This window comes from Brevundimonas sp. EYE_349 (assembly GCF_023147505.1).
Taxonomy (GTDB): domain Bacteria; phylum Pseudomonadota; class Alphaproteobacteria; order Caulobacterales; family Caulobacteraceae; genus Brevundimonas.
The window spans coordinates 13,425-39,376 of sequence record NZ_JAHXPB010000012.1 but is presented as its reverse complement, the minus strand read 5'-3'; the positions used below and the strand labels follow the sequence as shown (position 1 = coordinate 39,376).

The window sequence follows — 25,952 nt, the reverse complement described above, 5'->3', positions numbered from 1 at the left end:
CTGGCGGCTTTCTTTAGGACTGCTGCGAGCGTTTACGCGTTCACGTCCGAGATTGACGCAGAGTGTCGTCATGCTCAACATTGACGTGATTAATGGCACCTTAGGATTGTCACGTCACTTTGCTGCCAGAAGACGGAAAGCGCTGTATGGCCTACATATTCAGCATCAAGCCAGAATACTGCGCTCAGATTTTCGATGGACTGAAAACGGTCGAACTTCGCCGCCGAGTTTCGCCCCGGATTTCTGTGGGTTCGTTGATGCTGGTTTACGAAACCATGCCTACGAAAGCCATAACTGGCGTGGCAGTCATCACCTCGGTTAACGCCATGCCATTGCATTCCCTCTGGAGCGTGGCGGAACGCGAAGGCGGCATCTTACGGGATGCGTTCTTCTCATATTTCGACGGGCTAGAGGACGGCTTCGCGATCAGCATAAGGTCTGCAACAAAGTTTCCAGTCCCAGTGCCTCTAAGCGCCATGATGGAAAAATATGAGTTGCAAGCGCCACAATCTTACAGAGAGATACCCGATCACGTAACGGCGGCGCTTCTTCGGCATGGCCAAATTTCTGCTGGACACCAACATTCTGATCCCAGTGGAGGACGCAAGAGCCACACCGGATTCCTACGCCTCGCTGCTGCGTGATCTACAAGCAAAAGGTCACACCTCACACATTCATGAAGCTACCTTAGCTGACATCAAGCGCGATCCGGACGTTTCGCGCAGATCAATTTCACTATCCAAGGCCGCAAAGTATCCGCATGTGAAGAATAGCTGGCGAGACGCAGCTGCCTTAACGAAAGACTTCGGAGAGATACGTAACGACAACGATCTGTCTGACGCCCACATTCTCAGTGCGCTCTATGATGGCATCGTGGACGCCCTGATAACTGAGGACCAAGGGCTTCACACGAGGGCCCACCGCCGAGGTCTCGGACAAAAGGTTCTGACAGTTCGTCAGGCGCTAGATTTTATCAACGGCACATACGCGCGCATCGACTATGTGCTCAAATCGGTATCTAGAATATTCTGCTACGAACTTAAGCCCAGCGACCCAATTTTTGGTTCTTTGATTGAAGACTATCCGCCTTTCGCCGCTTGGATGGAAAAGTGCCGAAAGAATGATCGTGAGTGTTGGGTTGTTGAGGACGATAGCTCGATAGCTGCTTTAGTCATATTCAAGGATGAAGCCAGCGACGAAACACCGGAGGGCGTGGTTGGAGAGCGCGTTCTCAAACTCTGCACATTCAAAGTTTCGGAGCGCTATCGCGGCGGTCGGCTAGGAGAGCAGTTACTCAGACAGGCGATGTGCTTCGCTTATGATGGCGGATATGACACGACATATTTGACCGTGTTTCCAAAGCAGATTGCTCTGCGCGAGTTGATCCAATCGTTCGGTTTTCGAAATGTCTCTGAGCAAAGTAACGGCGAGCTTGTTTATGCCAAGCACTGGGATCGGACGCAAAAATTAGATGCTTCCGACGCTGTCCGAGTACGTCGAAACTATCCCGCTTGGCCGTCAATCTTCCACAACGGGCTGATCGTCCCTGTGCGACCCGGCTACCATGATCGCCTTTTCCCAGAGGCAGCATCACGTTTGGCCGATATGCCGGGCGATCTTTTCGCATCTGCTTGGTCACAGGGAACGCCGGAACGCTCCAGCCCGTCCAACAGCATTAGAAAAGTCTATCTAGGCTATACGCCAACCAGCGAAGTCGCACCGGGGACCCTCATCGCGTTTTACAGATCCAGCGACAACGAAACGGGCGTCAAAAGCGCGATCGCTGCCGTGGGAATAGCCGAGCGATACGACCACATAGCAGACTACGAGCAGGCAGTTACTATCGTTGCTAAAAGATCAGTCTACACAAACGAGGAGCTAGAAAGCCTCGTACGAAAGCCGGGACTAAAGGCACTCACTTTTTTATTTTACGGATACCTGAAAGAACCTCTCCAGCGGAAGGACGTCGAGGGCCGAGGATTGCTCGACGGCCCTCCGCAGTCTTTCGTTGGAGTCTCGGGAAATCGCCTCAAGCTGCTCGAGCAAATCGTCCGCGGCAATCTAGAGGCGGCTTAGTCAATGCACCCGCATCTTCCCGATCTCCAATCCGCCCTCGCCAGCGGTGACGGCGATCACCCCGCCGTCCTCGATCTCGCCGGCCAGCAGCTTGCGCGCGATCGGGTCCACCAGGTCCTTCTGGATCACCCGCTTCAGCGGCCGCGCGCCATAGGCGGGGTCGTAGCCGCGGTCGGCGAGCCAGGCCAGGGCGCTGTCGTCCAGGTCCAGGGTCAGGCGGCGGTCGGCGAGCAGTTTCTCGAAGCGTGACAGCTGGATGCGGACGATGCCGCCCATCTGGTCGCGGCCCAGGCGGTGGAACAGGATGATCTCGTCGATCCGGTTCAGGAACTCGGGCCGGAAGTGGGCGCGCACGGCCTCCATGACGAAGGGGCGCACAGCCTCCACATCATCGCCCTCGCCCTGATCGGCCAGATACTGGCTGCCCAGGTTGGAGGTCATTATGATCAGGGTATTGCGGAAGTCGATGGTTCGGCCCTGCCCGTCCGTCAGGCGGCCGTCGTCCAGCACTTGCAGCAGCACGTTGAAGACGTCGGGGTGGGCCTTTTCGACCTCGTCGAACAGGACGACCTGATAGGGGCGACGACGCACGGCCTCGGTCAGGGCGCCGCCCTCGTCATAGCCGACATAGCCGGGAGGGGCGCCGATCAGGCGGCTGACCGAGTGTTTCTCCATATATTCCGACATATCCAGGCGGGTGATGGCCGCCTCGTCGTCGAACAGGAAGTCGGCCAGGGCCTTGGTCAGTTCGGTCTTGCCCACGCCGGTCGGGCCCAGGAACAGGAAGCTGCCGAGCGGACGGTTCGGGTCGTTCAGGCCGGCGCGGGCGCGGCGCACGGCGTCGGAGACGGCGGCCAGAGCCTCGTCCTGACCGACGACGCGACCGCCGAGCGCGGTCTCCATCTGAAGCAGTTTTTCGCGCTCGCCTTCCAGCATCTTGTCGACCGGCACCCCGGTCCAGCGGCTGACGACGGCGGCGATCTGTTCGGCGTCGACGACCTCGAGGGTCAGAGGGCCTTTTCCGCTGGTTTCGTTCGCCTCGGCGTCTTCGAGCTGTTTTTCGATCTGGGGGATCTGACCGTAGGCGATCTCTGATGCCCTCCCTAAGTCGCCGGCGCGCTGGGCGTTGGCGAGTTCCAGGCGCAGGCGGTCCAGGGTTTCGCGCAGCTGGGCGCCCTGGCCGACCTTGTCCTTTTCGGCCTTCCACTGGGTGGTCAGATCGTCGGACTGGCCTTCCAGATCGGCGATCTCGTCCTCCAGCTTCTCCAGACGGGCTTTGGACGCCGTATCGGTTTCCTTCTTCAGGGCCTCGCGTTCGATCTTGAGCTGGACCAGGCGGCGGTCGATCTCGTCCAGGGCCTCGGGCTTGGAGTCCACGGCCATGCGCACGCGGCTGGCGGCCTCGTCGATCAGGTCGATGGCCTTGTCCGGCAGGAAGCGGTCGGTGATGTAGCGGTTCGACAGGGTGGCGGCGGCGACGATGGCGCTGTCGCTGATGCGGACCCCGTGGTGGACCTCGTACTTCTCCTTCAGTCCGCGCAGGATCGACACCGTGTCCTCAACAGTGGGCTCCGCGACGAAGACCGGCTGGAAGCGACGGGCCAGGGCCGCGTCCTTCTCCACGTGCTTGCGATACTCATCCAGCGTGGTCGCGCCGACGCAGTGCAGTTCGCCGCGCGCCAAGGCCGGCTTCAGCAGGTTCGACGCATCCATCGCCCCGTCGCCCTTACCGGCCCCGACCAGGGTGTGCATCTCGTCGATGAACAGGATGACGCCCCCCTCGGCGGCGGAGACTTCCGCCAAGACGGACTTCAGCCGCTCCTCGAACTCGCCCCTGTATTTGGCGCCTGCGATCAGGCTGCCCATGTCCAGGGCCATGACGGTCTTGTCGCGCAGGGATTCGGGCACGTCTCCGTTGACGATGCGCAGGGCCAGGCCCTCGACGATGGCGGTCTTGCCGACGCCGGGTTCCCCGATCAGGACGGGGTTGTTCTTGGTGCGGCGGGCCAGGACCTGGATGGTGCGGCGGATTTCCTCGTCGCGGCCGATGACCGGGTCGATCTTGCCGTCGCGGGCGGCCAGGGTCAGGTCGCGGGCGTAGCGTTTCAGGGCGTCATAGCCATCCTCGGCGCCCGCGCTGTCGGCGGTCTTGCCCTTCCTCACCTCGGCGATGGCGGCGTCCAGCTTGTCGGCCGTGACGCCCGAGGCCTTCAGCACCTCGGCGGCGACCCCGCCTTCCTTGGCCAGCGCGGCCAGCAGGCGTTCAGTGGTGACGAAGGCGTCCCCGGCCGATTTGGAAGCTTGCTCGGCGGCGGCGAAGACGCGGGCGGTGTCGCCGTCCAGATAGAGCTGGCCCGACCCGCCCGAAACCTGGGCGCGCTTCTTCAGGGCGGTTTCGACATCGGCCTCGGCCCGGCGGGCGTCGCCGCCGGCGGCCGTGATCAGATTGCGCGCCAGGCCGTCGCGTTCCTCCAGCAGCACCTTCAGCAGATGCTCGGGCGCGAACTGCTGGTGACGGCGGGCCAAGGCCAGCGACTGTGCCGACTGGACGGCCTGTTTGGCGCGGTCGGAATAGAGTTCGAGATTCATCGGTGTCCCCTCATCAGGTGGATTTCCGCCCGCGACGCCCTTTCAGGAAGCGACGACGCGGGTCTGTGAAACCGAGATGGTGTGGCGGATGAGGCACACAAGGGGTCGGCTGACGGAGATTTTCGCCCGCCCGCGCGGGGCCTCAACCGCCCGACGGGCCGGTCGAGAAGTCGAACTGTTCGGGCTGGCGACGCTGGCCGCCGCCGAAGTTCCAGGTCAGGCCGACATAGAAGGCGCGCAGCTTGATCTTCTGCTCGTTCCGCTCGCTGAACAGCGGCGTGTCATAGACGGTCGTGTTGCTGAACGAGTTGAACAGGTCGCGGCCGGTGAAGTTGAACGACAGGGTGTCGCTGAGCTTTCTGCGATAGCCCAGATTGACCATGCCGCCGGCCTCGCGCGTGCCCTGGGCCAACAGGCTGTCGCCCTGCCAGAAGCCGCTCAGCTGGACGAAGTCCTTGGTCGTCGGCTGCCAGTTCAGACTGAGACGGCCGCTGGCCAGGGTGGACTCGCGGTCGCCGCCGCCCGCCACGGCCCCGGCGTCGATCTCCTGACGGAAGACGTTGATGCTGGCGTTGTAGCGCAGGGTCGGGTGCAGGCGGCCGTTGGCCGTCAACTCCAGGCCGATGTCGCGGCGCGACCCCAGGTTCTCTGGCCGGGTCAGCAGGACCCCGCCGCCGATGTCGGTCGCCACGTCGGTGAAGGCCTTGTCGGTGTCGCGCAGATAGGCGGTGGCCTGATAGAAGCTCTGGCCCTTCCGCATCTGCCACATGGCCTCGAACGAATCCGTCTCCTGCGGCTGCAGGTCGGGATTGCCGGACCGCCGGTTCAGCGGGTCCTGATAGGAGACGAAGGGATTCAGCTGGCTGGGCTGGGGCCGCTGGATGCGGCGCGAATAGCTGGCGCGCAGGGTTTGTTCGGGGTTCAGCTGATACTGCAGATGGGCGGTCGGATAGGCCCGGAAATAGTCCTGGGACGCCGCGGCCCCGCCGGTCAGATCCTCGATCCGGATGTCAGCCCGCTCCAGCCGCAGACCCAGCTGGCCGGACAGCTTCTCGCCCAGAGGCCGCTCATAGGTGGTGTAGAGGGCGTGGACCGTCTGGCGCGCCTCGAACCGATTGTTCAGGGCCGGAACCGGGACCACCGCCGCCTCGGACGGGCCGCGCAGGAAGTCGGTGCGCTGTTCCGGGCGCTGGTCGTTCAGCTCGTACCCCAGACGCAGCTTGCCGCCGGTCGACAGCGGACGGGTGTAGGCGCTGGTGAAGCCCCAGTTGACCTGATCGGTGGCGTTGGCGGTGCGTTCGTACAGCGCCTGACCGGCCGGGATCAGATAGTCGGTGACGGCGAGACCCGAGCTGTCGTTGCTGTTCTTGTCATAGCGCAGCTCGTTGGACCATTCGTGACCCGCATCGTCAAAGCGGCGCAGCACGCGGGCGGTGACGCCCCAGTTGGCGAAGTCGAAGTCCGAGGCGCCGTCGCGGCGATAGCTGCTGGTCACCGCGCCACTGGCGTCGCGTGTCTCGAACAGGCCGCCGCCCGCGCCGCTTCCATCGAAGGCGACGCCACGCAGTTCGCCGGTCAGCTGGGTCTTGTCGTCCAACTTGTATTCGGCGGTCAGGCGGCCGAAGGCGCCGTTCTGCTCGGAGGCGACGTCCTGATCCATCCGCGTGGTCGAAACCGTGGCGCCGGTGATCGGATCGCGCTGATCGCGCTGGCGCAGGATGGTGATGTCGGTGGGATCGGCGCGGTAGCTGAAGTCGCCCGACAGGGTCAGACGGTCCTTCTGATACGAACCGCTGAGGCCGGTGTTCCAGCGGCCGTTGTCGCCGACGTTGACGCGCAACGAGCCGGTCGTCTGGGTGCCCGGCTTGGGCGCCGTGGGCTTGGTGATCAGATTGATGACCCCGCCCGAGCCTTCGGGGCTGTAGGCGGCGGACGGATTGGTCATCACCTCGATGCGCGCATACTGGCTGGCGGGCAACTGGATCAGCGCCTGGCCGCGACCGGGGCCGGTCAGGATGCCGGACGGACGGCCGTCCACCAGAATAGTCACATTGGCGTCGCCGCGCAGGGAGACATTGCCTTCCGGGTCAACATCGACGGAAGGCACGTTGCGCAGGGCGTCGGCCAGGCTGCCGGTCGTGGCCTGCAGGTCGTTGGCCAGGCTGTAGCTGATGGAATCGATGGAGGTGCGGACGTCCGCGGCGCGGGCGTTGACCACGACGTCGCCCACAGCGGCGGGGGCCTTCTGGTCGTTGGCGGTCGGCGGGGCGGGCGGGGTCTGTTCCCGAGACTGAGCCGGAGTTTGGGCCGGAGCTTGGGCCTGTGCAGGCGGCGTGGCGGCCGCCGGGGTCTGGGCTAGGGCCGCGCCGGCGGGCAGGGCCAGGACAGCGCCGACCACGGGCGCGAGTTTGATGATCGACATTGACGTCCCCCTACGGCGTTTCCGCGCCGCCTATCTTTTCGCAACTATCAGGCGGCGCCCGCGCGCCCGAGTTACATCTTTTTCATCGACAAGGCGGCCGCGTGGCCAAGCTTGGGGAACCGTCAGCGTCGCCATACGCTTTGGCGCGATGCTGACCACAAAGATGAACCCCCGCGTGTTCTGGGGCGCCAGCGCCATCGCGGGCGTCCTGCCGCTGATGACGCTGGTTGCGCCCAACACCTCGGACCTGATCTTCGGACACGCCCAGGCCTGGGTGATCGACACCTTCGGCTGGTTCTACGTCGCGGCCGTGGCGGGCTTTCTGGGGGCTGTGGTTTGGCTGGCGGTCGGGCCGACCGGGCGGCTGAAACTGGGGCCGGACGACGCCGATCCCGACTTCCCCTATCTGTCGTGGCTGGCCATGCTGTTCGCGGCGGGCATGGGCATCGGCCTGATGTATTTCGCCGTCGCCGAGCCGGTGCAGCACTATATCGCCCCGCCCGACGAGGCGCCCGGCACGGTCAAGGCCGCGCGCGAGGCCATGGTCATCACCTTCACCCATTGGGGCGTCCACGCCTGGGCCATCTATGCGGTCGTTGGACTCAGCCTGGCCTATTTCGCGCACCGGAAGGGCCTGCCCCTGACCATGCGGTCGGGCCTGTTCCCCCTGCTGGGCAGGCGGATCAACGGGCCGATCGGCGATGCGGTCGACATCTTCGCCATCTGCGGCACCCTGTTCGGCATCGCCACCTCGCTGGGGCTGGGCGTGGCGCAGATGGCGGCGGGCCTGAACTATGTGTTCGGCATTCCCAACACGGTGCTGATCCAGGTCGGACTGATCGTGGCGGTTATGGGGATCGCGACCCTGTCGGTGCTGTCGGGCGTGGAGAAAGGCGTGCGCCGGCTGTCGGAGCTGAACCTGATCCTGGCGGTCTGTCTGATGCTGTTCGTCCTGTTCGCGGGGCCGACCCTGTTCCTGCTGCGTGCGCTGGTGCAGAATTTCGGCCTGTATCTGGACCACTTCTTCCAGCGCACCTTCACCCTCTACGCCTATGAGCCGCGGGCCTGGATGGCGGACTGGACCCTGTTCTACTGGGCCTGGTGGATCGCCTGGTCGCCGTTCGTGGGCATGTTCATCGCCCGCATCTCGCGCGGGCGCACGGTGCGCGAATTCGTGGTGGGCGTGCTGCTGGTGCCGACCGGCTTCACCTTCCTGTGGATGACGGTCTTCGGCAATACGGCCATGGCCTATGACATGGGCCAGGCGGCTGGCGCGATTTCCCAGGCGGTGCAGGCCGATCTGTCCACGGCCATGTTCCACTTCTTCGAACAGCTTCCGGGCACGCTGTTCACCTCGACCCTGGCGATCCTGCTGGTGGGGGTCTTTTTCGTGACCTCGGCGGATTCAGGCTCTCTGGTGATCGACACCCTGGCCTCGGGGGGGGCGGACGACACCCCACGCTGGCAGCGGATCTACTGGTGCGTGATGCAGGGGGCGGCGGCGGCCCTGCTGCTGCTGGCCGGCGGCCTAGGGGCCTTGCAGGCCGCGACCCTGGTGGCCGCCCTGCCCTTCTGCATCATCATGATCCTGTTGGTCTTCGGCCTGTTCCGTCAGATGAACGCCGACCTGAGCGGCGAGACCCTGACCACCGAGGCCGCGCCCCTGACGCAACAGCTGAAGCGGATCATGACGCCGGCCAGCCTCAGCGACATCCTAAAGGAGATCGAACGCCAGGGCCTGCCCGCGCTCGAGACGGTCTACGCCGCCCTGGGCGCCGAGGATTCCGACGCCGAGATCGGTCGCGACGACGCCGCCGCCTGGCTGACGATCCGTCACGCCGACCGGGTGTTCATGTATCGGCTGGGCGCCCGATCCCGCGCCCGTCCCGCCATCACCCAGCGCGACGCCCCCGTCGGCCGGCGCCCTCTGGAATGGCGCCTGACCGCCCAGACCGGCGCCGGCGAACGCCCCCACGACATCACCGGCTTCACCCATAGCCAGATCGTCGCCGACGTCCTGGACAAGCTGCAGGGCTGGCGACTGGCGTAAGCCGATGTGGGGCGCTAGCGTCGCGGGGTCTTCGTCGGAGTTCGCCATGTCCATTCGCCTTTCGCGCCGGTCCCTGTTCGCTTCGGGGGGCGCCGCAGCGCTGGCGGCGCAGCCGGCGTTCGCACGAGCGGAGGCTCAGACGCCGGCGGCGAACGACGACGCCGCGCTGGCTCAGGCGGTGGACGCCTATGTGGCGAAATGCATGGCGGCCTGGCCCGATCAGCCGGCGCTGGGCGTCGCCGTGGTCAAGGACGGAGCGACCGTCCTGGCGCGGGGATACGGCGTCAAGGTTCAGGGCAAGCCGACGCGGGCCGACGAGCATACGGTGTTCGCCATCGCGTCCAACACCAAGAACGTCACCGCCGCCGCCCTGGCCATTCTGGTCGACGAGGGCAGGGTGAAATGGGACGAACCCGTCAAAGCCTATCTGCCCGACTTCAAACTGTCCGACCCCTATATCGGCGACCACATCACGGTGCGCGACACCCTCAGCCACCGGGCTGGGTTCGGCCTGGGCGCCGGCGACCTGCTGTTCTGGCCCAACAGCGACCGCACACGCGCCGAGGTGGTGGCCCAGGCCGCCTTCGTGCCGATCGAGGACGGGCTCCGGGCGCGATATCACTACTGCAACCTGATGTTCGTGGTGGCGGGCGCGGTGCTGGAGGCGGTGTCGGGCATGACCTGGGAGGCCTTCATCCAGACTCGCATCCTGGACAAGGTGGGCATGACTGAGACCGTGCCGCTGGCGCGTCTGGCCGACCCCGCCAGGTCCGCCCTGCCCCACGCCCGCGTCGGACCGCCGCTGCGCACCCACGGGCCGATGGTTCAGATCGCCCAGTCCATCGCCGAGGTCTGGAACTGGGATTCGGCGGCGGCGGCGGGCGGCATCTGCACCACCCCGGCCGACTGGGCCAAATGGATCGCCGTGCGCCTGAACGAAGGCAGGCTGCCGGACGGTTCGCGCCTGTTCTCCGAAGACGCCGCACGCGAGATGTACCGGCCCAACATCATCGTCGGATCGTCGCCGGGGCCGACGGCGGAACTGCCGAACCGGGCCATCGCCTCGACCTACGCCATGGGTCTGCAGGTCCAGGACTATCGCGGCGAGCGGATCGCCAGCCACGGCGGCGGATCGCCCGGCGGGATTTCGGCGACTGTGCTGATCCCCGGCCGCAAGACCGGCTTCTGCATCTTCTCCAATGCGGAGGAAAGCTTCCTGCTGCGCGCCCTGCGCTCGGGGATTTCCGACCTTTGCATGGGTAAGGTGGACGTCGACTGGATCGCCGATTCCAAGAAGCAGGAGGCCGAGGGCGAGGCCAAGTCCCAGGCGGCCGCCATCGAGATCGACGCCAAGCAGCGCGCCGGCGCCCCGCCCGCCATGCCGCTGGACGCCTACGCCGGGACCTGGCGCGACCCCTGGTACGGCGACATCGTCATCGAACCGCGCACCCAGGGCCGGGGTCGCAACAGAAAAAGCGGCCTATGGCTGCGCTTCACCCACACGCCTGCGCTTCAGGGCTGGCTGGAGCCGTACGACGGCGAGACCTTCCGCACTCGTTTCCCGGACAAGCGCGAGGAGGACGCCTTCATCACCTTCGCCATCCAGACGGCCCGTCCCGCGACGGCGACGATGAAGGGCGTCAGCCCCGACATCGACTTCAGCTACGACTATCAGGACCTGCGCCTGACACGGGTATGACGCGGGCCTGAGGGTCGCCGGTCGGCCCTGTGACCCAGGGTCGCAAAGCCGGAACGGGCCCGGGGGCCGGGCGCTGTCTTCCCATCAACCCGAAGGGAGACCGTCATGTCCAAGACCCAGAACCCCCGCGCGCTCGACCGCGATGAAGCGCAGATGGTGGAGCAGTCCAAGGCCCTGACCGACCAGGGCCCGGCCGAGCTGCGCGACCTGATCGGCCGGCTGCGGGCGCGTCGCGACCGGGTGCAGCGTCAGATTCGAACGCGTGTGCGCGACGGCCGCGAAGGCCCGGATACGGGCGCGCGCGACAAGAAGGAGATACTGACCGAGGCGATCGCCCGCGTCGCCGACGAAATGGCGGCGCGCGAGGACGGCCGATCCGCCGCCGCCAACCTGCGCGAGGCCGTGGCGCGAAAGGCCGAAACGCCCCGCTGGACCGGGCCGGACGACCGCACCGCCAACACCGGCCCGGCCGAGACGCCCAACACCAAGATCGCCCCCTCCGGCGCCCTTCACGCCGAAGGGATGCGCGCCGCGATCGCCCGTGCGACCGGGGCGCGCTGATAGGCGACCTTGCCGGGCTTAGTGTGATCGAAACTCGAGCCGATAACGTCATTCCGGGGCGTCCGAAGGACGACACCGGAATGACGAACCCGGAGCCCATGCCGAATGCAGGTCCGTTGACCTAGCGCGCGATCTCCAGCAGCTCCAGCTTGGCCTCCTGCTTGGGCCAGGGGATGACCAGACGCCAGCGGTTCTGACCGATCCGCTCCAGCACGCCCAGCTGGTCGCGCTCGGCCGTCTGGCCATAGCGGGGGTAGTGGGCCTCGTCCCCCCAGGCCTGGGCGCCGACATAGACCAGGCGACGGTCCGTGTCGGGATAGAGCAGCCCCTGGGTCCGTTGCGAGCCGGTGGTCTTGCTCAGGATCAGATCGCCGCCCGCCGTCAGTTCGACCGAACAGGCGAACCAGGGATAGTCGACATAGGCCAGACCGCCCCCGTCGCGGCTGCCCATCTTGATCGTGCGGCAGCGGTAGGTTCCGGGCGCGGGTTGAAGGCGGCCGCTTTGGCCCGCATTGGGATCGGCCAGCGGTCCCAGGGCCTCGACCTGACGAGAGAAGCCCCCCTTCTCGGCCTCGGCGCGGGCCAGACGCCACGCCTGGTCCATGCGGCCGAGGTTTGAGGCGTCATCAGGCTTGGCGATCTTGCGCCAGTCGTCGGTCCCGCCCTGCATTCCGCCGTCTGTGGACGCATCAGGGGTCGCGGCCTGCTGCTGGGGCGTCGCCGTCGCTTCCGGCGCGGCCTGGGGCGGGACGCCGGCGGCGGGTTCGGACACGGCGGGCGAGGTTTCGGCCGGCCCAGCCGGTCGGTTGTCGCCGCAGGCCGCCAGGACAGCGGACAAGGCTGTCGCCGTGGTCAGGGACAGGATCAACGATGTGCCGCGCATAGACGTCTCCTTCGATTGCGAGGAGGAAAACGCGGCGGTGCGCGCCCGGTTCAGCCGTGTGGATCAGGACGTCGGCCGACCGGGGACCAGTTCGATCAGATCAAGGTTCGATTCGTTCTGCGGCCAGGGCACGACCAGCCGCCAGCGCGCCTCTCCGATCCGCTCCAGAATGGCGACCAGGTCGCGCTCGGGATTGCGGCCATAGGAGTTGGCCGCCGGCTCCTGGGCCAGGGCCAGCGACCCCAGCATCACCATGTGACGGTCATTCTCGGGAAACAGCAGGCCGGACGGACGCTGCGAGCCGGTCAGTTTGGAGAACTTCAGCCCTCGCGACGTCATTTCGATGCGGCAGGCGAACCAGCCATAGACGACATAGCCCAACCCGTCCTCGCCGCCCTGCGACCCCAGTTTGACGGTGCGGCAGCGATAGTCGCCGGGCGGGGGCGTGACGCCGGGGCGGGCGGCCTTGGGCTGGATCAGGTCGCCAAGGCCGCTCAGATCGCCTGACCCAGGCTGGCGCCGCGCCTGTTGCAGAGCCAGGGTCCAGGCGGCGTCCACGCGGCGATATCGGTCTCGGTCGCCCGAGGTGACGACGCCGCGCCAGTCCAGCAGAGTCGCCGCGCCCGGCGCGCCCGTCGATGCGGGCGGAGGCGGAGGCGGCGGCGGGGTCGCGGCGCAGGCGGCCAGGGTCGCCACCCCGCCCAGCACGGCCAGAGACGACCAGACGCGGACGCGAAGACGGGACGAAACCAACCGGAGAAACTGAGGCATCGAACGCTGACCTTGGGCGGACCTGGGGCGAGATCGGTCCCTTAGGCCCTTTGGCGCCGGTCCCCGTCAAGACCGCCAACCTTCCGCGACTGCGACAGAAGGCGCGACAGGGCGTCCGTCAGGGCGTTCAGGTCCAACGGCTTGGTCAGATAGGCGTCGAAGCCCGCCGCCCGTCCACGCCGCCGATCCGCAGGCGCGCCGGCCCCGGTCACGGCCATCACGGGAATGTCGCGCGTCAGCGGATCGGCGTCCAGCGCCGCCTTGACCGCATAGCCGTCCAGGCCGGGAAGACCTAGGTCCAGCAGGATCACGTCCGGCCCCAGAACGCGCGCCAGTTCCAGCCCTTCCGGCCCCGTGGTCGCGGCGTGCAGCGTCAGCCCCATCGTCTCCACCGCATGGCGCATCAGGGCGACGTTGGCCGGATTGTCCTCGACATAGAGAACCGTGGCCTGCGCACGATCCATCGCCGCCAGGTCCGCGCCCGCCGCCGGCAGGGTGAAGGAGAAGGTCGTCGCGCCCCAGGCGTCGTGCGCCGCGTGCAGACGTCCGCCCATCCGCTCGGCCAATCGTTGCGCGGCGCCCAGGCCCAGGGCCGTGCCGCCCCGCGCGTCCTGCCCGTCCAGCGGCTGGAACGGCCGGGCGGTCGCCTCCTCGGGTTGGCGGGCGGGATCGTGCACATCCACCGTCACCCGGTCGCCCTGACGGGTCGCCGTCATCCGCACCGTCGCGCCGGGCGGAGAATGATGCAGGGCGTTGGCGACCAGCCTGCGCAGGATGCGCCGGACGTGGACCGGATCGGCCATGACGCCGAGACCCGCTTGAGCGTCGGGACAGGCCAGGGTCAGGCCCGCCGTCTTCGCCTGCGGCTCCAGCCCGTCGCAGACCTGGCGCAGAGCCAGCCGCAGATCGACACGTTGAAGAAACGGGGCCGCGCGGGCGTCGCCCGAGACGACGAAATCGTCGGCCTCCTCGATCAGAGCCAGAAGCACGCCGCCGGCGGCCTCGATCTGACGCAGGCCCTGCGACTGGCGCGTTGTCAGCCGATCGGCCTCGGCGTGGGTCCGCAGCAGCTGGCCGAAACCCATGATGGTGGTCAAGGGCGTACGGAGTTCGCGCCCCAACGCCTGGATGACCTCGCCCTTATTGGCGTCCTCTGCGGTCAAACGTCGAACCTCCGCCTCGACGACGGCCAGGGCCTTAAGGTGCGCCTCGGCCGCCAGGGACAGACGTTGCTCCAGCCGGGCTCGATCCTGGGTCAAGCCCTCGACCGCGCGATAGGCGCGAATCCACAGACAGATCCCCGCGCAGGTCCCCGCCAGGGACAGGGACAAAACCCACAAGACGAAATCCATAACGCCCTCCCACGCGGCACGAATAACACGCCAGGGTTGCGATATGGTAAAATGCTGGCGTGCGCCTTTCGTCAGTCCTCGCTGACCGCGGCCTCGGTCTTGCGACGCGGGGCGCGACGGCGGACAGGGGCCTCAGCCTCGCCTTCCGTCGAAGCGGCGGGGGCGGCGGCCGGCTCACGGGTCAGGAAACCCGGCAGGGCGGTCGGGGCCTCGCCCTCGTCCGACACGGCGGCGGCGGCGGTGCGACGCGGGCGACGGGCGGGACGGGCGTCGGCGACAGGCGGGGCGGCGACCTCCGCAGTCGGTTCCTCGGCCGGGCTTTCGACGGCGGGCGCTTCGGTCGGGCCAGCTTCGCCCTCGGCGCGGGCGGCGACGTCCTCGGCGCCCTCCTCGCGGTTGTCGAAGCGGCGGTTGCGTTCCTCGCGGCGACGCTCCCAGCGCTCGCGGCGGCTTTCGCGACGACCGCCGCCTTCGCCGTCGGCGCGGGTCTCGCCGTCCTCACGCGGTTCGCGCGGTTCACGCGGCTCGCGGTTCTGATCGCGGTCCCGATCCCGGTCGCGATTGTAGTCGCGGTCACGATCGCGCGGCTGACTGTGGTTCTGCTCGGCGCGTTCCGCGGCTTCCTGGGCCTGGCGTTCGGCGGCCTGTTGCGCGGCCAAGAAGGCGGCGGCCTGGACGCCCGATTCGTCCTCGAAATCGATGTCGAAGCCCTGGTTCGACTGTTCGCGCGCGGCGATGTCGGAGAAGGACCGCTGGGGCTGAAGCGCCCTGAGCACGCGGTAATAGTGTTCGGCGTGCTGCTGATAGTTTTCGGCCAGCACCCGGTCGCCGCTGGACGCCGCGTCGCGGGCCAGCTGCTGATAGCGTTCATAGACCGTCTGGGCGTTGCCCCGGACCTTGATGTTTTCGGGGCCTTGCGAATCCCACGAACGATTCGGATTGGCGTTGTTGGCGTTGTTGGCGCCCGCCTTGTTCCGATTGCGTCCGCGCTGACGCTTCATGCCCTTGAAATCTCTCATTCGCGCTACCGTGTGCAGGGACGAGGCCGGGCCGGGGGGCCAGATCGTCCGTTTCTGGGTTCCGTTTCGCTCGGGGCCGATCCCCGATTGTCGATCTGTCGGAATGCCTTGTCGCCCGCATGGTGCGCCGGTCCTTTCGGGACCGACCGTCATGATCGGCTCAAGCCGCGAACAGCCGGGTATGCGCCCGTAAAGCTGCGTTTGAGTGGGAGACAGGCCAGACTTAACCCGTGCGCGCCGCCTTTCCAAGGGGGATTCGTCAAAGCGTCGCACCGGGTCTTTAACAGCCGCGCTTTGCCGCGACCGCTCCGCTGGGCTAGGCATGACCTTCGAGACGACGAAAAGGCTATCCATCCATGCGCGTTCTGGTTCTGGGCGGCGACGGTTTCTGCGGCTGGCCGACGGCCCTGCATCTGTCGGCCGAAGGTTGGGACGTCACCGTCGTCGACAACCTAAGCCGGCGCAACATCGACAACGAGCTGGAGATCCAGTCCCTGACGCCCATCCGCACCATGGGCCAGCGGATCAAGGCGTGGAAGGACGTGTCCGGCCGCGACATCGGCTTCGTCAACATGACGGTCGGCAAAGAATTCGACCGCCTGGTCGCCCTGATCCGCGATCTGGCGCCCGACAGCGTGGTCCATTTCGCCGAACAGCGAGCGGCCCCCTATTCGATGAAGTCGGCGCGGCACAAGCTCTACACCGTCGACAACAACATCAACGCCACCAACCACCTGTTGGCCGCCATCGTCGAGAGCGGGCTGGACGTCCACCTGGCGCACCTGGGAACCATGGGGGTCTATGGCTATGGCACGGCGGGCTTACGCATACCCGAGGGCTATCTGAAGGTGACGGTCGACACCGACCAGGGCCCGTCCGAGCAGGAAATCCTGTTCCCCCCCAATCCGGGCAGCATCTATCACATGACCAAGACGCAGGACGCCCTGCTGTTCCAGTTCTACGCCAGGAACGACCAGTTGCGGATCACCGACCTGCACCAGGGCATCGTCTGGGGCGCCCAGACGCGCGAAACCAAGATGGACGAGCGGCTGATCAACCGCTTCGACTATGACGGCGACTACGGCACGGTGCTGAACCGCTTCCTGATGCAGGCGGCGCTGGGCCATCCGCTGACGGTGCACGGATCGGGCGGCCAGACGCGCGCCTTCATCCACATCCAGGACACGGTGCGCTGCGTCGAACTGGCGCTGAAGAACCCGCCGCGTCGGGGCGAGCGGGTCAAGATTCTGAACCAGATGACCGAGAGCCGCCGGGTGCGCGACCTGGCGCGGATGGTCGCCGACATGACCGGGGCCGAGATCCGCAACCTGCCCAACCCGCGTCAGGAGGCCGACGAGAACGAACTGGTCGTCGCCAACGACCAGTTCCGTGAACTGGGGCTGAAGCCCATCACCCTGGCCGAGGGGCTGATGCAGGACGTGACCGACATCGCCCGCCGCTACGCCGACCGCGCCGACCTGGGCCGGGTGCCCTGCGTTTCGGCCTGGAACCAACGCCGCGCCGAGGCGCTGCAAGCCGATGGGGCGTCGTCCGTCGCCGCCCCCGCCCAAGCCCTGTCCGCCTGATCTTTCACCGCCCGAGCTCCGATCCGATGCCCCACGCCTCCGCCCTGAACCTGCTGGTCTTCGGCGGCGGCTATGTGGGGCGGGCGGCGGCGCTGGAGGCGATCCGGCGCGGCGGCCGGGCGACCGCCACCTCGCGCGATCCCGAACGGCGCAGGGCGCTGGAGGCCGAGGGGATCGCGGCGCTGGATCCCGGCGACGCCGTGGCCCTTAAGACCGCGCTGGAGGCCGCCAGCGCCGTCCTGATCACCGCCGCCCCCGACGCCCACGGCTGTCCCGCCCTGCGCGCCCTGGGGCCGCTGGCGGGCGACGCTTGGCCCGACTGGATCGGCTATATCTCCTCCACCTCCGTCTATGGCGACCGGGCGGGCGGCTGGGTGTTCGAGGACGGCCCGCTGAACGCCGCCAATCTGGAAGGCGCGCGGCGCGTCCGGGCCGAGCGGGACTGGCTGGACGGGGCGCAAGGGATGGGCCTGACCGTGCAGGTTTTCCGCCTGCCCGGCTTCTACGGCCCCGGCCGCAATGTCATGGAGCGGTTGCGCGACGGCTCGGCCCGGCTGGTCAGAAAGCCAGGTCAGGTCTTCAACCGCATCCATATCGACGACATCGTCTCGGGCCTGTTCGCCTCGATGGCCCGCCCGCGACCGGGCGCCGCCTACAATCTGACCGACGACGCACCTGCGCCCGCAGACGTAGTGATGGCCTGGGCGGCGGACCGCATGGGCCTGGCCAGCCCGCCCGAAATCGACTGGACCGACGACAGCGTCAGCGAAGCCATGCGACGCTTCTATCTGGACTCCAAGCGCGTCTCGAACGCCTTGGCCAAGGCCGAACTGGGCTGGCGGCCCGCCTATCCGACCTGGCGCGAGGGTCTGGCCGCGCTGCTGGACGCGCCGCCGCCGTTGCGGTTGGTCAGCTAGACCGCCCCCGCCAAACTGACGTCATCCTCGTCCTTGTGACGAGAACCCATTCGCAGGATCTTCGCTCGTTGAAGGCCGCGCGTATGGATCCTGGGGGCGAACCCTAGGCTGACGAGAGAAGAGAGGCGTCAGAACGGCAGCAGGTTGCGCTGGCGGCTGTAGCTCATGGTGCCGACATTGGCCCCCAGGCGCAGGCCGACGCCGGTGCGGATCGGCGCCAGCACGATGCCGTCGGCGCGCTGATAGTTCACCCCCAGCCCCGCCACCAGATAGGCCGACCCCTCGATGCCGGGATAGCGGCGATAGATCATGTCGGGGTGATACAGGCCATAGACCAGGGTGAAGACCCGGCTGGCGTTGCCGCCCCAGTCCCAGCCCACCGACGCGCCCTGCCAGAACACTTCCTGAGAGGCCGACAGATCCTTCATATGCAGGGCGCCGCGTCCGTAACGCGCGCCCACGACCACGGCGCCGGAACCTTCCTCGCCCGCGATATAGGCTGTCGGTCGGTCGCCCTGATCGGCGAAGACGCGCTCGATGGCGCCGCCCACGACCTCGGCCGCGATGCCCAGCTCGCGCGACCCCGCCGCCACCAGTTCGTCGAAGCTGTAGGCCTGGGCCGTCTGGTCAGAGGCGATGGGATAGTTGGGATCGCGCGCCGGCGCCGTGGCGCACGCCCCCAGGGACGACGCCCCGGCGGCGGTGGCCAGGCCGGACAGAATCAGTTGGCGACGATGCATGAGGGGCGCTCCGAAAGACGGCGAGAGGACGGCCGGCTGAGGCGCCGAACTTGACGCCACCGTCCCCGACCTTTGCGGCAGCCTTGCGGCTTCAAGGTTAACGGGGACTTACCGGACGGCAGGGTCTCGGGCCTCCTGAGTCAGATCAGCCAGTGCGAGGTCTCTTCACGCACCGCGCGGGTCAGGCCTTCGAGCGTTCGCGAGGCGATCCGCTGATGTTGCCAGAACAGGGGCACGTCCAGCGACGCCTCGGGCTTCAGCTGGATCAGGCGCCCGGACGCGGCCAGGGGCCTCGCGATCTTTTCAGGCGTCAGGGACCAGGCGACCCCGGCAAGGGTCAGGTCCAGCATCCCTTGCGTCGACGGCGCCCAGTATGTGGGCGCCGACACACCGCGACCAACGACATCCGCCGCCCACCGATCCTGCAGGTGGTCATCCTGGTCGAACCGCAGGACGGGCGCCTGGCTCAGGGCCGCCTCCGTCACGCCGTCGGCGAACCACCGCCTTGCAAAATCCGGCGAAGCCGTCGCCACGTAACGCATCTGCCCCAATGGCGCGACGCGGCATCCCGGCGCCGCTTTGCCGATCGTGGTCACCGCCGCGATGACTTCGCCCGTCCGCAGTCGCTCGGCCGTGTGGTTTTCGTCGTCCAGCACCAGCGCCAGGGTGACCGCGGCCGAGGTAGAGAAACGGGCGACGGCGGCAGGGATCCAGGTGGCCAGACTGTCCGAGTTGACGGCCAGCCTGACGGTCGGACGCGGCCCGCCGAATGCTGCGGCCCACGGCGCCCCCTCCTGCAGCAGGTCATGCTCCAGCAGCGACACCTGATCGAAATGCGCCACCAGGCGGACGCCCGCGTCCGTTGGCCGACACGGCGCGGATCGGACGATCAGAGGCAGGCCGAGACGCTCCTCAAGCCCCTTGATCCGCTGCGACACCGCAGACGGCGTGACGGCCAGCCGTTCGGCGGCGGCGTCGAAGGCGCCGGTGCGGATAACGGCCGCCAAGGCGGCAAGGGCGGAATAGTCCAACATTAGGTCGACTAATCTAGAGTAAGCAGGATTAGCTCGTCTACATCGACACCAGATGGCATTGCGCCGTCATGACCGTGTTCTTTCTTCCTCCCCTGATGAAGGGCCTGGCCATGACGGCGGGCTTGATCGTCTCCATCGGCGCGCAGAATATGTTCGTGCTGCGCCAGGGTCTGCGACGTGAACACGTCGGCCCCATCGTCCTGTTCTGCGCGGCGTGCGATTCCGCGCTCGTATTCGCGGGCGTCTATGGCCTGGGGGCCATGTTGGCGCTTGTCCCCGGTCTGACCGTCGCCTTCAGCCTGGGAGGGGCGGCCTTTCTGCTCTGGTACGCTTTCGGGGCCTTCGGCCGCGCCTTGAGGCGCTCCAAACTCATCATCTCAGGCGCCGCGCCCCTGTCCCTCGGGGCCGCCATCGCCGCAACCGCTGGTTTCACCCTTCTGAATCCGCATGTCTATATCGACACGGTGATGCTTATGGGCGCGGTGGGATCAGCATTGCCAAAACGGGAGTGGCCGTACTTCGTGCTCGGCGCCGCGACCTTCTCCTTCATCTGGTTCGCGGCCATCGGCTTCGGCGCACGCCTTCTGACGCCCGTGTTCGCCCAACCCATCGCCTGGCGGGCGTTGGACGCCGTCAACGGCCTGATGATGACGGCCCTGGCTCTCGGTCTGTTGCTGGAGCTCCGGCCATGATCGACGGCATGATATCGAGCGCCGAACCGCGCGCTTCGATTACATCGACATGACGCCCGTCGATTGAAGTCGTCAAACGCCGAAAGCGGCTTCCGAGCCTGGCGCCTGGAAGCCGCTCTGACGATCAGGCCCGCAGCTTGCCGCCCTGCTTTTCCACCGCCGCCACGACCTTGGCGGTCAGGGCCTCGATCTCGGCGTCGGTCAGGGTTGCGTCGCGGGGTTGGAGGACGACCTCCAGGGCGACGGACTTGAAACCGTCTTCCACGCCCTTGCCGCGATAGACGTCGAAGACCCGGACATCGGCGATCAGCGCCTTGTCGGCGCCGCTGACGGCCCGGACCAGATCGCCCGCCGGCTTGGCGTCCTCGACCACGAAGGCGAAGTCGCGGGTCAGGGGCATGAAGGCCGACAGGTCGGCGGATCCGCGCGCCTTGCCCTTCTGTCCGCGCGGCTCGGGCACATTGTCCAGCACGATCTCGAAGGCGACCATGGGGCCGTCCGCATCCAGCGCCTTCAGGATGCGCGGGTGCAGTTCGCCGAACTCGACCATCACATTCTTGGGTCCCAGCTGCAGTCGGGCCGAACGACCGGGGTGCCACCAGTCACGGTTCTGCCCCTGCACCAACTGCAGCGAGGCGACCGGGGCGCCGATCTCCTCCAGCACCGCGTTCAGGTCGGCCTTCAGCGCGAACAGCGGGTTTTCGCCCGCGCCGTCCCAATGCCGGGCGGCGTGGGGCGCGATCAGGCCGGCGATCACCGTGCGCTGATCCTTGGGTCCTTCGCCCAGATAGATCGGGCCGATCTCGAACAGGGCGGCGTCGGCGTGACCGCGCGCGGCGTTGCGGGCGGCGGCCAGGATCAGGTTCGGCAGCACCGAGGGGCGCATGCAGTCCAGATCGGCCGCGATGGGATTCTCCAGCACCAGACGGTCATCGCCCCCGCCGAACAGCACGGCCGTCGACTGTTTGGTGAAGGACCAGGTGACGGCCTCGGCGTATCCCAGCGACGCCAGGGCGCGGCGGGCGGTGCGGACGCGGGCCTGGCGCGGGTTCAGCACCCCCCCCGCCGGAACGGCGACCGGCGGCAGGGCCACGTCGGGCAGGCTGTCGAAGCCCTCGATCCGTGCGACCTCCTCGACCAGATCGGCCGGGCCTTCGACATCGCGGCGCCACGACGGCGGGGTGACGACCCACGGTTCGGCCTGACCGGCGGGCGCGGCCTGCACCAGGAAGCCCAGTTGACCCAGGATGGTCCCGATCCGGTCGTCGGACAGCCCCATGCCCGTCAGTCGCTTCACATGGGCGGGGTCGAAGGCGAAGGGCGCGGGGTTGGCGGGCGGTTCGCCCACGAAGACGATGTCGGACGGTTCGCCGCCGCACAGGTCCAGGATCAAGCGCGTTCCCAGCTCGACCCCCGGTGTGAGAGAGACCGGATCGACGCCGCGCGCGAACCGATACTGGGCGTCGGAATGGATGCCCAGGGTTCGGCCCATCTGGGCGATCACCAGCGGATCGAACCAGGCGCTTTCCAGGAAGACGTCGGTCGTGTCGTCGTCGCAGCCGGTCGATTCTCCGCCCATGACGCCGCCCAGGCCGATGGGCCGCTCTCCGCCCGCGTCGGCGACGACGCAGTCGGTTGGCGACACCGCATAGGTCTTTCCGTCCAGGGCGATCAGGTGTTCCGCCTCGCCCGTCTCGGCCGAGGCCTGTCCCGCGCGCACCACGATCTCGGTTCCCGACAGCTTGGCCAAGTCATAGACGTGCAGCGGCCGCGCGCGGTCGTAAGCGATCAGATTGGTCACATCGACCAGGCGGTTGATCGAGCGCAGGCCGATGGCGGTCAGACGCTTCTGCAGCCAGGCGGGCGACGGGCCGTTCTTGACGCCCCGGATCACGCGACCGGCGAAGACCGGACACATCTCGGGCGCCTCCAGCCGCACTGAGATCGGCGAGGGGAAGGCGCCGCGCACCACGGCGATGTCGAAATGCTTCAGCTTGCCCACGCTGGCGGCGGCCAGATCGCGGGCGATGCCGGTCACGCCCAGCCAGTCGGGACGGTTCGGCGTGACCTCGAAGTCGATGACGGGTTCGGCGCCGAACAGGCCGGCGACCGGGGTTCCCACCGGGATCTCCGGCGGCAGCTCCTGGATTCCGTCGCTCTCGTCAGCCAGCTCCAGCTCGGACGCCGAGCACAGCATGCCATTGGACACCACGCCACGCACCGGCTTCTCGACCAGGGTGACGCCCAGGCCCGGCACATAGGCGCCGATGGGGGCATAGATGGTGGTCAGGCCCGCGCGCGCGTTCGGCGCGCCGCAGACGATCTCCTTCATTCCATCGACCGTCTCGACCTGGCAGACCTGCAGCCGATCGGCGTTGGGGTGACGCTCGGCCGAAACGATCCTGGCCACGGTAAAGGGGGCCAGTTTGGCGGCGGGATCGAGAACCTCCTCGACCTCCAGCCCGGCCATCGTCATGGCCTCGGCGATCTGGTGGACATCCGCCTCGGTCTCGAGGTGGTCCTTCAGCCAGGAGAGGGTGAATTTCATGCCGCCGATCCCGCGTTCGGGCCCGCCACGGTCGGCACCGCCGCCAACTGCTCCAGGATGTCCTTCGCGCCGGTGAAGCCGACGTTGTAGAACTCGCACCCGACGAAGGTGCAGTCATGCATGGGCACGGTGCCCAGCGCCTTGTCGCCCATCGGCTGGAGCAGCAGATTCTTCATGCCGCCGCGCGGATCGCCGAAGTTGGTTTCGTCAAAGGTCGTGCCACCGCCGATCAGGACGATGGCCGGCCCTTGAAGACGGCACCCCGTGAAGGTTCGACCGACGATGGCCCCCTGCTGCTGGTGGGCGGCGTAGAGGTCGTACAGATTGATGTCCACGTCGACAAAGTCCATTTGCGTCAGCGACTTGGCGACGCTCATGGGGCGGGTGATCGGCAGGCGGCTCATGCCCGGGCCGCCTGGGCGCTGAGCAGGTTTTCTTCGATCTGCTTCAGCAGTTCCGGCCATCCGGTGAAGCCCACCTGGACGAAGCGGCAACGCACGAAGCGGCAGTTGGACATCCCCACCACGCCCGCGATCATGTCGCCCAGGGGCTGCAGCAGCAGGGTGCGCGGGTTTCCGGCCACGCCCATGTTGCAGCCGTCGAACGTCGTGCCGTTCATGACCGCCATGACGGCAGGCCCCTCGATCAGGCATTCGGTGAAGGTCTTGTCCTCGATGAAGGTCTTGCCCGCATTCATGTGATGCACCGCCAGAGACGGCAGCCACACGGCCTCCTTCTCAAAGGTCGTGCGCGCCACCAGTTCGCGGCCGAACTTTTCGTCAGGCGACATCGGCGTTTCGGTTTGATCTGTCATCTTGAAACTCGTTCAGCTCAGGCCCGAGGCCGGGTTGGGGGCGGCGAAGGCGGAGAAGCCGTAGTGGGCCAGCCAGCGGGTGTCGGCCTCGAACATGGGGCGCAGGTCCGGCACGCCATATTTCAGCATGGCCAGCCGGTCCACGCCCATGCCGAAAGCGAAGCCCTGGTATTCGTCGGGGTCCAGGCCGCAGTTGATCAGCACATTGGGATGCACCATCCCGCAGCCCAGTATCTCCAGCCAGTCGTCGCCGGTGTTGAACACCAGTTTGCCGCCCGAACGGTCGCACTGGATGTCCATCTCCGCCGACGGCTCTGTGAAGGGGAAGTGGTGCGGCCGGAAGCGCGCCTGAACCGCGTCCAGTTCGAAGAAGCGGGCGATGAAGGTCTCGAGCGTGGTCTTCAGGTGCCCCATATTGATGTCGCGGTCGATCACCAGACCCTCGATCTGGTGGAACATCGGCGTGTGGGTGGCGTCCGAATCCTTACGGAAGGTGCGGCCCGGCGCGATGATGCGGATCGGCGGCTTTTGCGACATCATGGTGCGGACCTGCACCGGGCTGGTGTGGGTGCGCAGCACCTTGCGCTCGCCGGTTTCCGGATCGGGCTTCAGGAAGAAGGTGTCGTGCATCTCCCGCGCCGGATGTTTGGGCGGGAAGTTCAGGGCGGTGAAGTTGTGGAAGTCGTCCTCGATATCCGGGCCTTCGGCCACGGCGAAGCCCATCTCGGCGAAGATGGCGATCATCTCGTCCATCACCTGCATGGTGGGATGCACGCCGCCCTTGCGACGCGGCCGCGCCGGCAGGGTCAGGTCGATGCGCTCGGCCTGAAGCCGGGCGTCCAGTTCGGCGGCCTCCAGCTCGGTCTTGCGCGTCGCGATGGCCGAGGCGACCCGGTCGCGCAGGCCGTTGATGATCGGCCCCTGCTCGCGCCGCTGATCGGGGCTCAGGGCGCCCATGCCCTTCAACAGGCCGGAAACCGAGCCGGATTTGCCCAGAGCGGCGACGCGCACCTCTTCCAGGCCGGCGACGGTTTCGGCGCCGCCGATGGCGTTGATCAGTTCGAGTTCGAGTGTGGCGAGATCGGTCATTTGGGCCGTGCCTTAGCGGGCCTGAGCGATTTCGTCACCCTTCAAGGCGCGGTTTGGCCCGCCGCGATGGCCTGAAGCTCCGACGCCGGGGCCGCATTGGCCGCCGCGATCCAGGCGGGCGGCTTGGGCTCCCAGCGGATGGGACGGCCGTCCGTCTGGGTCCAGCGGTGCAGCCAGGATACGCCATTGGCCGCCACGAAGGCGTCCGCGTGGCTGTAGATCGGATCGGCCAGGGCTTCCTCCAACGGCACGAAACGATAGCTCCGCGACAGATAAAGGGCGTGGATCTGAGGATAATAGGCCTGGTTCAGGCTGTTGGCGTGCAACAGCAGCACCTGGGCCGGTTCGCGACCGCCGTTGATCTCGGCGCTGTAGGGTTCCAGGAAGTCCAGCACCGTCGCCATGTGCGCCACATAGGCCGCGCCGATCCGATGCTTCAGCGCCTCGTCGCCGATCTGCTCGGCCTTGCGATAGACGTCGGCGAACATCCAGTCGTTGTTGTCCAGGGTGACGGGCGCGATCGCATAGCCGCGCTGGGCCAGGCCGGCGGCGATGGCGTCGTGCTTGTCCTGGGTCTCCCCGGTGAACAGATAGGGATGACGGAACCAGCGCAGACGCATCCCCCGCGCTTCCAACGCCGTCCGCACGACGGGCGCCCCCGCATCGACATCGGCCAGATAGGCTTCTGCCGTCGTGCGATGGATGTTGATATGGCTGAAGGTGTGGTTGCCCAGGTCCAGCCCTGCATTTAGCCAGACGTTCAGCAACTGCGGCAGGATCGCGTCGCGCGCCGCATCGCACAGCCGCCCCGCATTGACGAAGGCGGCGCCGTGGGTGTCCAGCGGCTTCAGCATGGCGGTGAAGTCGCGGGTTATCGCCATCACCCTGGCGGGATCGCACATCGTGGCGGCGTCCGCCTGGAACGGCAGGTCGTCGAAGGTGACGGCGACGCGCCGGTCCTGCGCCATCGCAGCGTGGGTGACAAAGAAGGCCGTCGCCAGGCCGCAGATCAGGGCGCGCATCATGGGCCGAACCTAGCGGCTGAACGGGAGCGTGGGAACGCGGATCTATCGCCATGCGGCTTTTCAATCCGTTCACGGATCGACTGTC

Annotated in this window: 21 protein-coding genes; 8 read left to right on the top strand and 13 right to left on the bottom strand. The window is 67.1% G+C overall.

The genetic code is table 11. The features are described 5' to 3' along the window. The first annotated feature begins 146 nt into the window (after positions 1-146). Together KZX42_RS16605 and KZX42_RS16600 are read left to right on the top strand one after the other, a co-directional pair. The gene (locus KZX42_RS16605) at positions 147-644 is read left to right on the top strand and encodes an ASCH domain-containing protein (RefSeq protein ID WP_248121212.1); all 498 of its coding nucleotides are present in this window, start codon (positions 147-149) and stop codon (positions 642-644) included. Continuing rightward, entirely contained in the window at positions 556-2,076 is a 1,521-nt protein-coding gene (locus tag KZX42_RS16600; protein ID WP_248121210.1) for a GNAT family N-acetyltransferase, read from the top strand. Before KZX42_RS16605 ends, KZX42_RS16600 begins: the two co-directional genes overlap by 89 nt. Here the strand turns inward: KZX42_RS16600 and clpB are convergent, their stop codons facing one another. Together clpB and KZX42_RS16590 are read right to left on the bottom strand one after the other, a co-directional pair. Beyond that, positions 2,077-4,665, bottom strand: a complete 2,589-nt coding sequence (gene clpB, locus KZX42_RS16595; RefSeq protein ID WP_248121208.1) for an ATP-dependent chaperone ClpB — start codon at positions 4,663-4,665, stop codon at positions 2,077-2,079. A 142-nt stretch (positions 4,666-4,807) separates the two neighbouring features. Further along, entirely contained in the window at positions 4,808-7,087 is a 2,280-nt protein-coding gene (locus KZX42_RS16590) for a TonB-dependent receptor (RefSeq protein WP_248121207.1), read from the bottom strand. Positions 7,088-7,235: 148 nt separating this feature from the next. Between KZX42_RS16590 and KZX42_RS16585 the strand changes: the two genes are divergently transcribed. From KZX42_RS16585 to KZX42_RS16575, 3 genes are all read left to right on the top strand, one after another. Then, on the top strand, positions 7,236-9,137 hold the full coding sequence (locus tag KZX42_RS16585; RefSeq protein WP_248121205.1) for a BCCT family transporter: 1,902 nt from the start codon (positions 7,236-7,238) through the stop codon (positions 9,135-9,137). A 46-nt stretch (positions 9,138-9,183) separates the two neighbouring features. Continuing rightward, positions 9,184-10,836, top strand: coding sequence for a serine hydrolase (locus KZX42_RS16580; RefSeq protein ID WP_248121203.1), 1,653 nt, complete (start codon positions 9,184-9,186; stop codon positions 10,834-10,836). Positions 10,837-10,941: 105 nt separating this feature from the next. After that, positions 10,942-11,397 (top strand): hypothetical protein, encoded by a 456-nt coding sequence (locus KZX42_RS16575; protein WP_248121201.1) that lies wholly within the window; start codon positions 10,942-10,944, stop codon positions 11,395-11,397. A 121-nt stretch (positions 11,398-11,518) separates the two neighbouring features. On the opposite strand, the gene KZX42_RS16570 is transcribed toward KZX42_RS16575, so the two are convergent. From KZX42_RS16570 to KZX42_RS16555, 4 genes are all read right to left on the bottom strand, one after another. Beyond that, complete coding sequence (locus KZX42_RS16570) at positions 11,519-12,280, bottom strand: DUF4893 domain-containing protein (protein WP_248121199.1); 762 nt, start codon at positions 12,278-12,280, stop codon at positions 11,519-11,521. 63 nt (positions 12,281-12,343) lie between these two features. Further along, positions 12,344-13,051, bottom strand: a complete 708-nt coding sequence (locus KZX42_RS16565; protein WP_248121197.1) for a DUF4893 domain-containing protein — start codon at positions 13,049-13,051, stop codon at positions 12,344-12,346. 41 nt (positions 13,052-13,092) lie between these two features. Continuing rightward, positions 13,093-14,403 carry a hybrid sensor histidine kinase/response regulator gene (locus KZX42_RS16560; protein ID WP_248121196.1) on the bottom strand — a complete coding sequence of 437 codons (1,311 nt, stop codon included), beginning with the start codon at positions 14,401-14,403 and terminating at the stop codon, positions 13,093-13,095. A 71-nt stretch (positions 14,404-14,474) separates the two neighbouring features. Further along, positions 14,475-15,422 carry a DUF4167 domain-containing protein gene (locus KZX42_RS16555; RefSeq protein ID WP_248121194.1) on the bottom strand — a complete coding sequence of 316 codons (948 nt, stop codon included), beginning with the start codon at positions 15,420-15,422 and terminating at the stop codon, positions 14,475-14,477. Between the two features lie 356 nt (positions 15,423-15,778). Here KZX42_RS16555 and KZX42_RS16550 point away from each other — a divergent pair, with 356 nt between their 5' ends. Next, entirely contained in the window at positions 15,779-17,008 is a 1,230-nt protein-coding gene (locus KZX42_RS16550) for an NAD-dependent epimerase/dehydratase family protein (RefSeq protein WP_248121192.1), read from the top strand. Positions 17,009-17,034: 26 nt separating this feature from the next. Further along, the gene (locus KZX42_RS16545) at positions 17,035-17,925 is read left to right on the top strand and encodes an SDR family NAD(P)-dependent oxidoreductase (RefSeq protein ID WP_248121190.1); all 891 of its coding nucleotides are present in this window, start codon (positions 17,035-17,037) and stop codon (positions 17,923-17,925) included. Positions 17,926-18,053: 128 nt separating this feature from the next. On the opposite strand, the gene KZX42_RS16540 is transcribed toward KZX42_RS16545, so the two are convergent. After that, positions 18,054-18,665 (bottom strand): DUF1134 domain-containing protein, encoded by a 612-nt coding sequence (locus KZX42_RS16540; RefSeq protein WP_248121188.1) that lies wholly within the window; start codon positions 18,663-18,665, stop codon positions 18,054-18,056. Positions 18,666-18,805: 140 nt separating this feature from the next. Beyond that, positions 18,806-19,699, bottom strand: coding sequence for a LysR family transcriptional regulator ArgP (locus KZX42_RS16535; RefSeq protein ID WP_248121187.1), 894 nt, complete (start codon positions 19,697-19,699; stop codon positions 18,806-18,808). A gap of 68 nt (positions 19,700-19,767) precedes the next feature. Here KZX42_RS16535 and KZX42_RS16530 point away from each other — a divergent pair, with 68 nt between their 5' ends. Continuing rightward, complete coding sequence (locus tag KZX42_RS16530; RefSeq protein WP_248121185.1) at positions 19,768-20,391, top strand: LysE family transporter; 624 nt, start codon at positions 19,768-19,770, stop codon at positions 20,389-20,391. 124 nt (positions 20,392-20,515) lie between these two features. On the opposite strand, the gene pheT is transcribed toward KZX42_RS16530, so the two are convergent. From pheT to KZX42_RS16505, 5 genes are read right to left on the bottom strand one after another with little or no spacing between them, the layout of a single operon-like run. Then, the gene (gene pheT, locus KZX42_RS16525; protein WP_248121183.1) at positions 20,516-22,939 is read right to left on the bottom strand and encodes a phenylalanine--tRNA ligase subunit beta; all 2,424 of its coding nucleotides are present in this window, start codon (positions 22,937-22,939) and stop codon (positions 20,516-20,518) included. Beyond that, positions 22,936-23,343 (bottom strand): hypothetical protein, encoded by a 408-nt coding sequence (locus tag KZX42_RS16520; protein WP_248121181.1) that lies wholly within the window; start codon positions 23,341-23,343, stop codon positions 22,936-22,938. Before KZX42_RS16520 ends, pheT begins: the two co-directional genes overlap by 4 nt. Then, positions 23,340-23,753, bottom strand: coding sequence for a hypothetical protein (locus tag KZX42_RS16515; protein WP_248121180.1), 414 nt, complete (start codon positions 23,751-23,753; stop codon positions 23,340-23,342). Before KZX42_RS16515 ends, KZX42_RS16520 begins: the two co-directional genes overlap by 4 nt. A gap of 12 nt (positions 23,754-23,765) precedes the next feature. Further along, a complete protein-coding gene (gene pheS, locus KZX42_RS16510) occupies positions 23,766-24,842 on the bottom strand; it encodes a phenylalanine--tRNA ligase subunit alpha (RefSeq protein WP_248121178.1) in 1,077 nt (358 codons plus the stop codon). Positions 24,843-24,883: 41 nt separating this feature from the next. Beyond that, a complete protein-coding gene (locus KZX42_RS16505; RefSeq protein ID WP_248121176.1) occupies positions 24,884-25,867 on the bottom strand; it encodes a polysaccharide deacetylase family protein in 984 nt (327 codons plus the stop codon). Positions 25,868-25,952 lie beyond the last annotated feature (85 nt).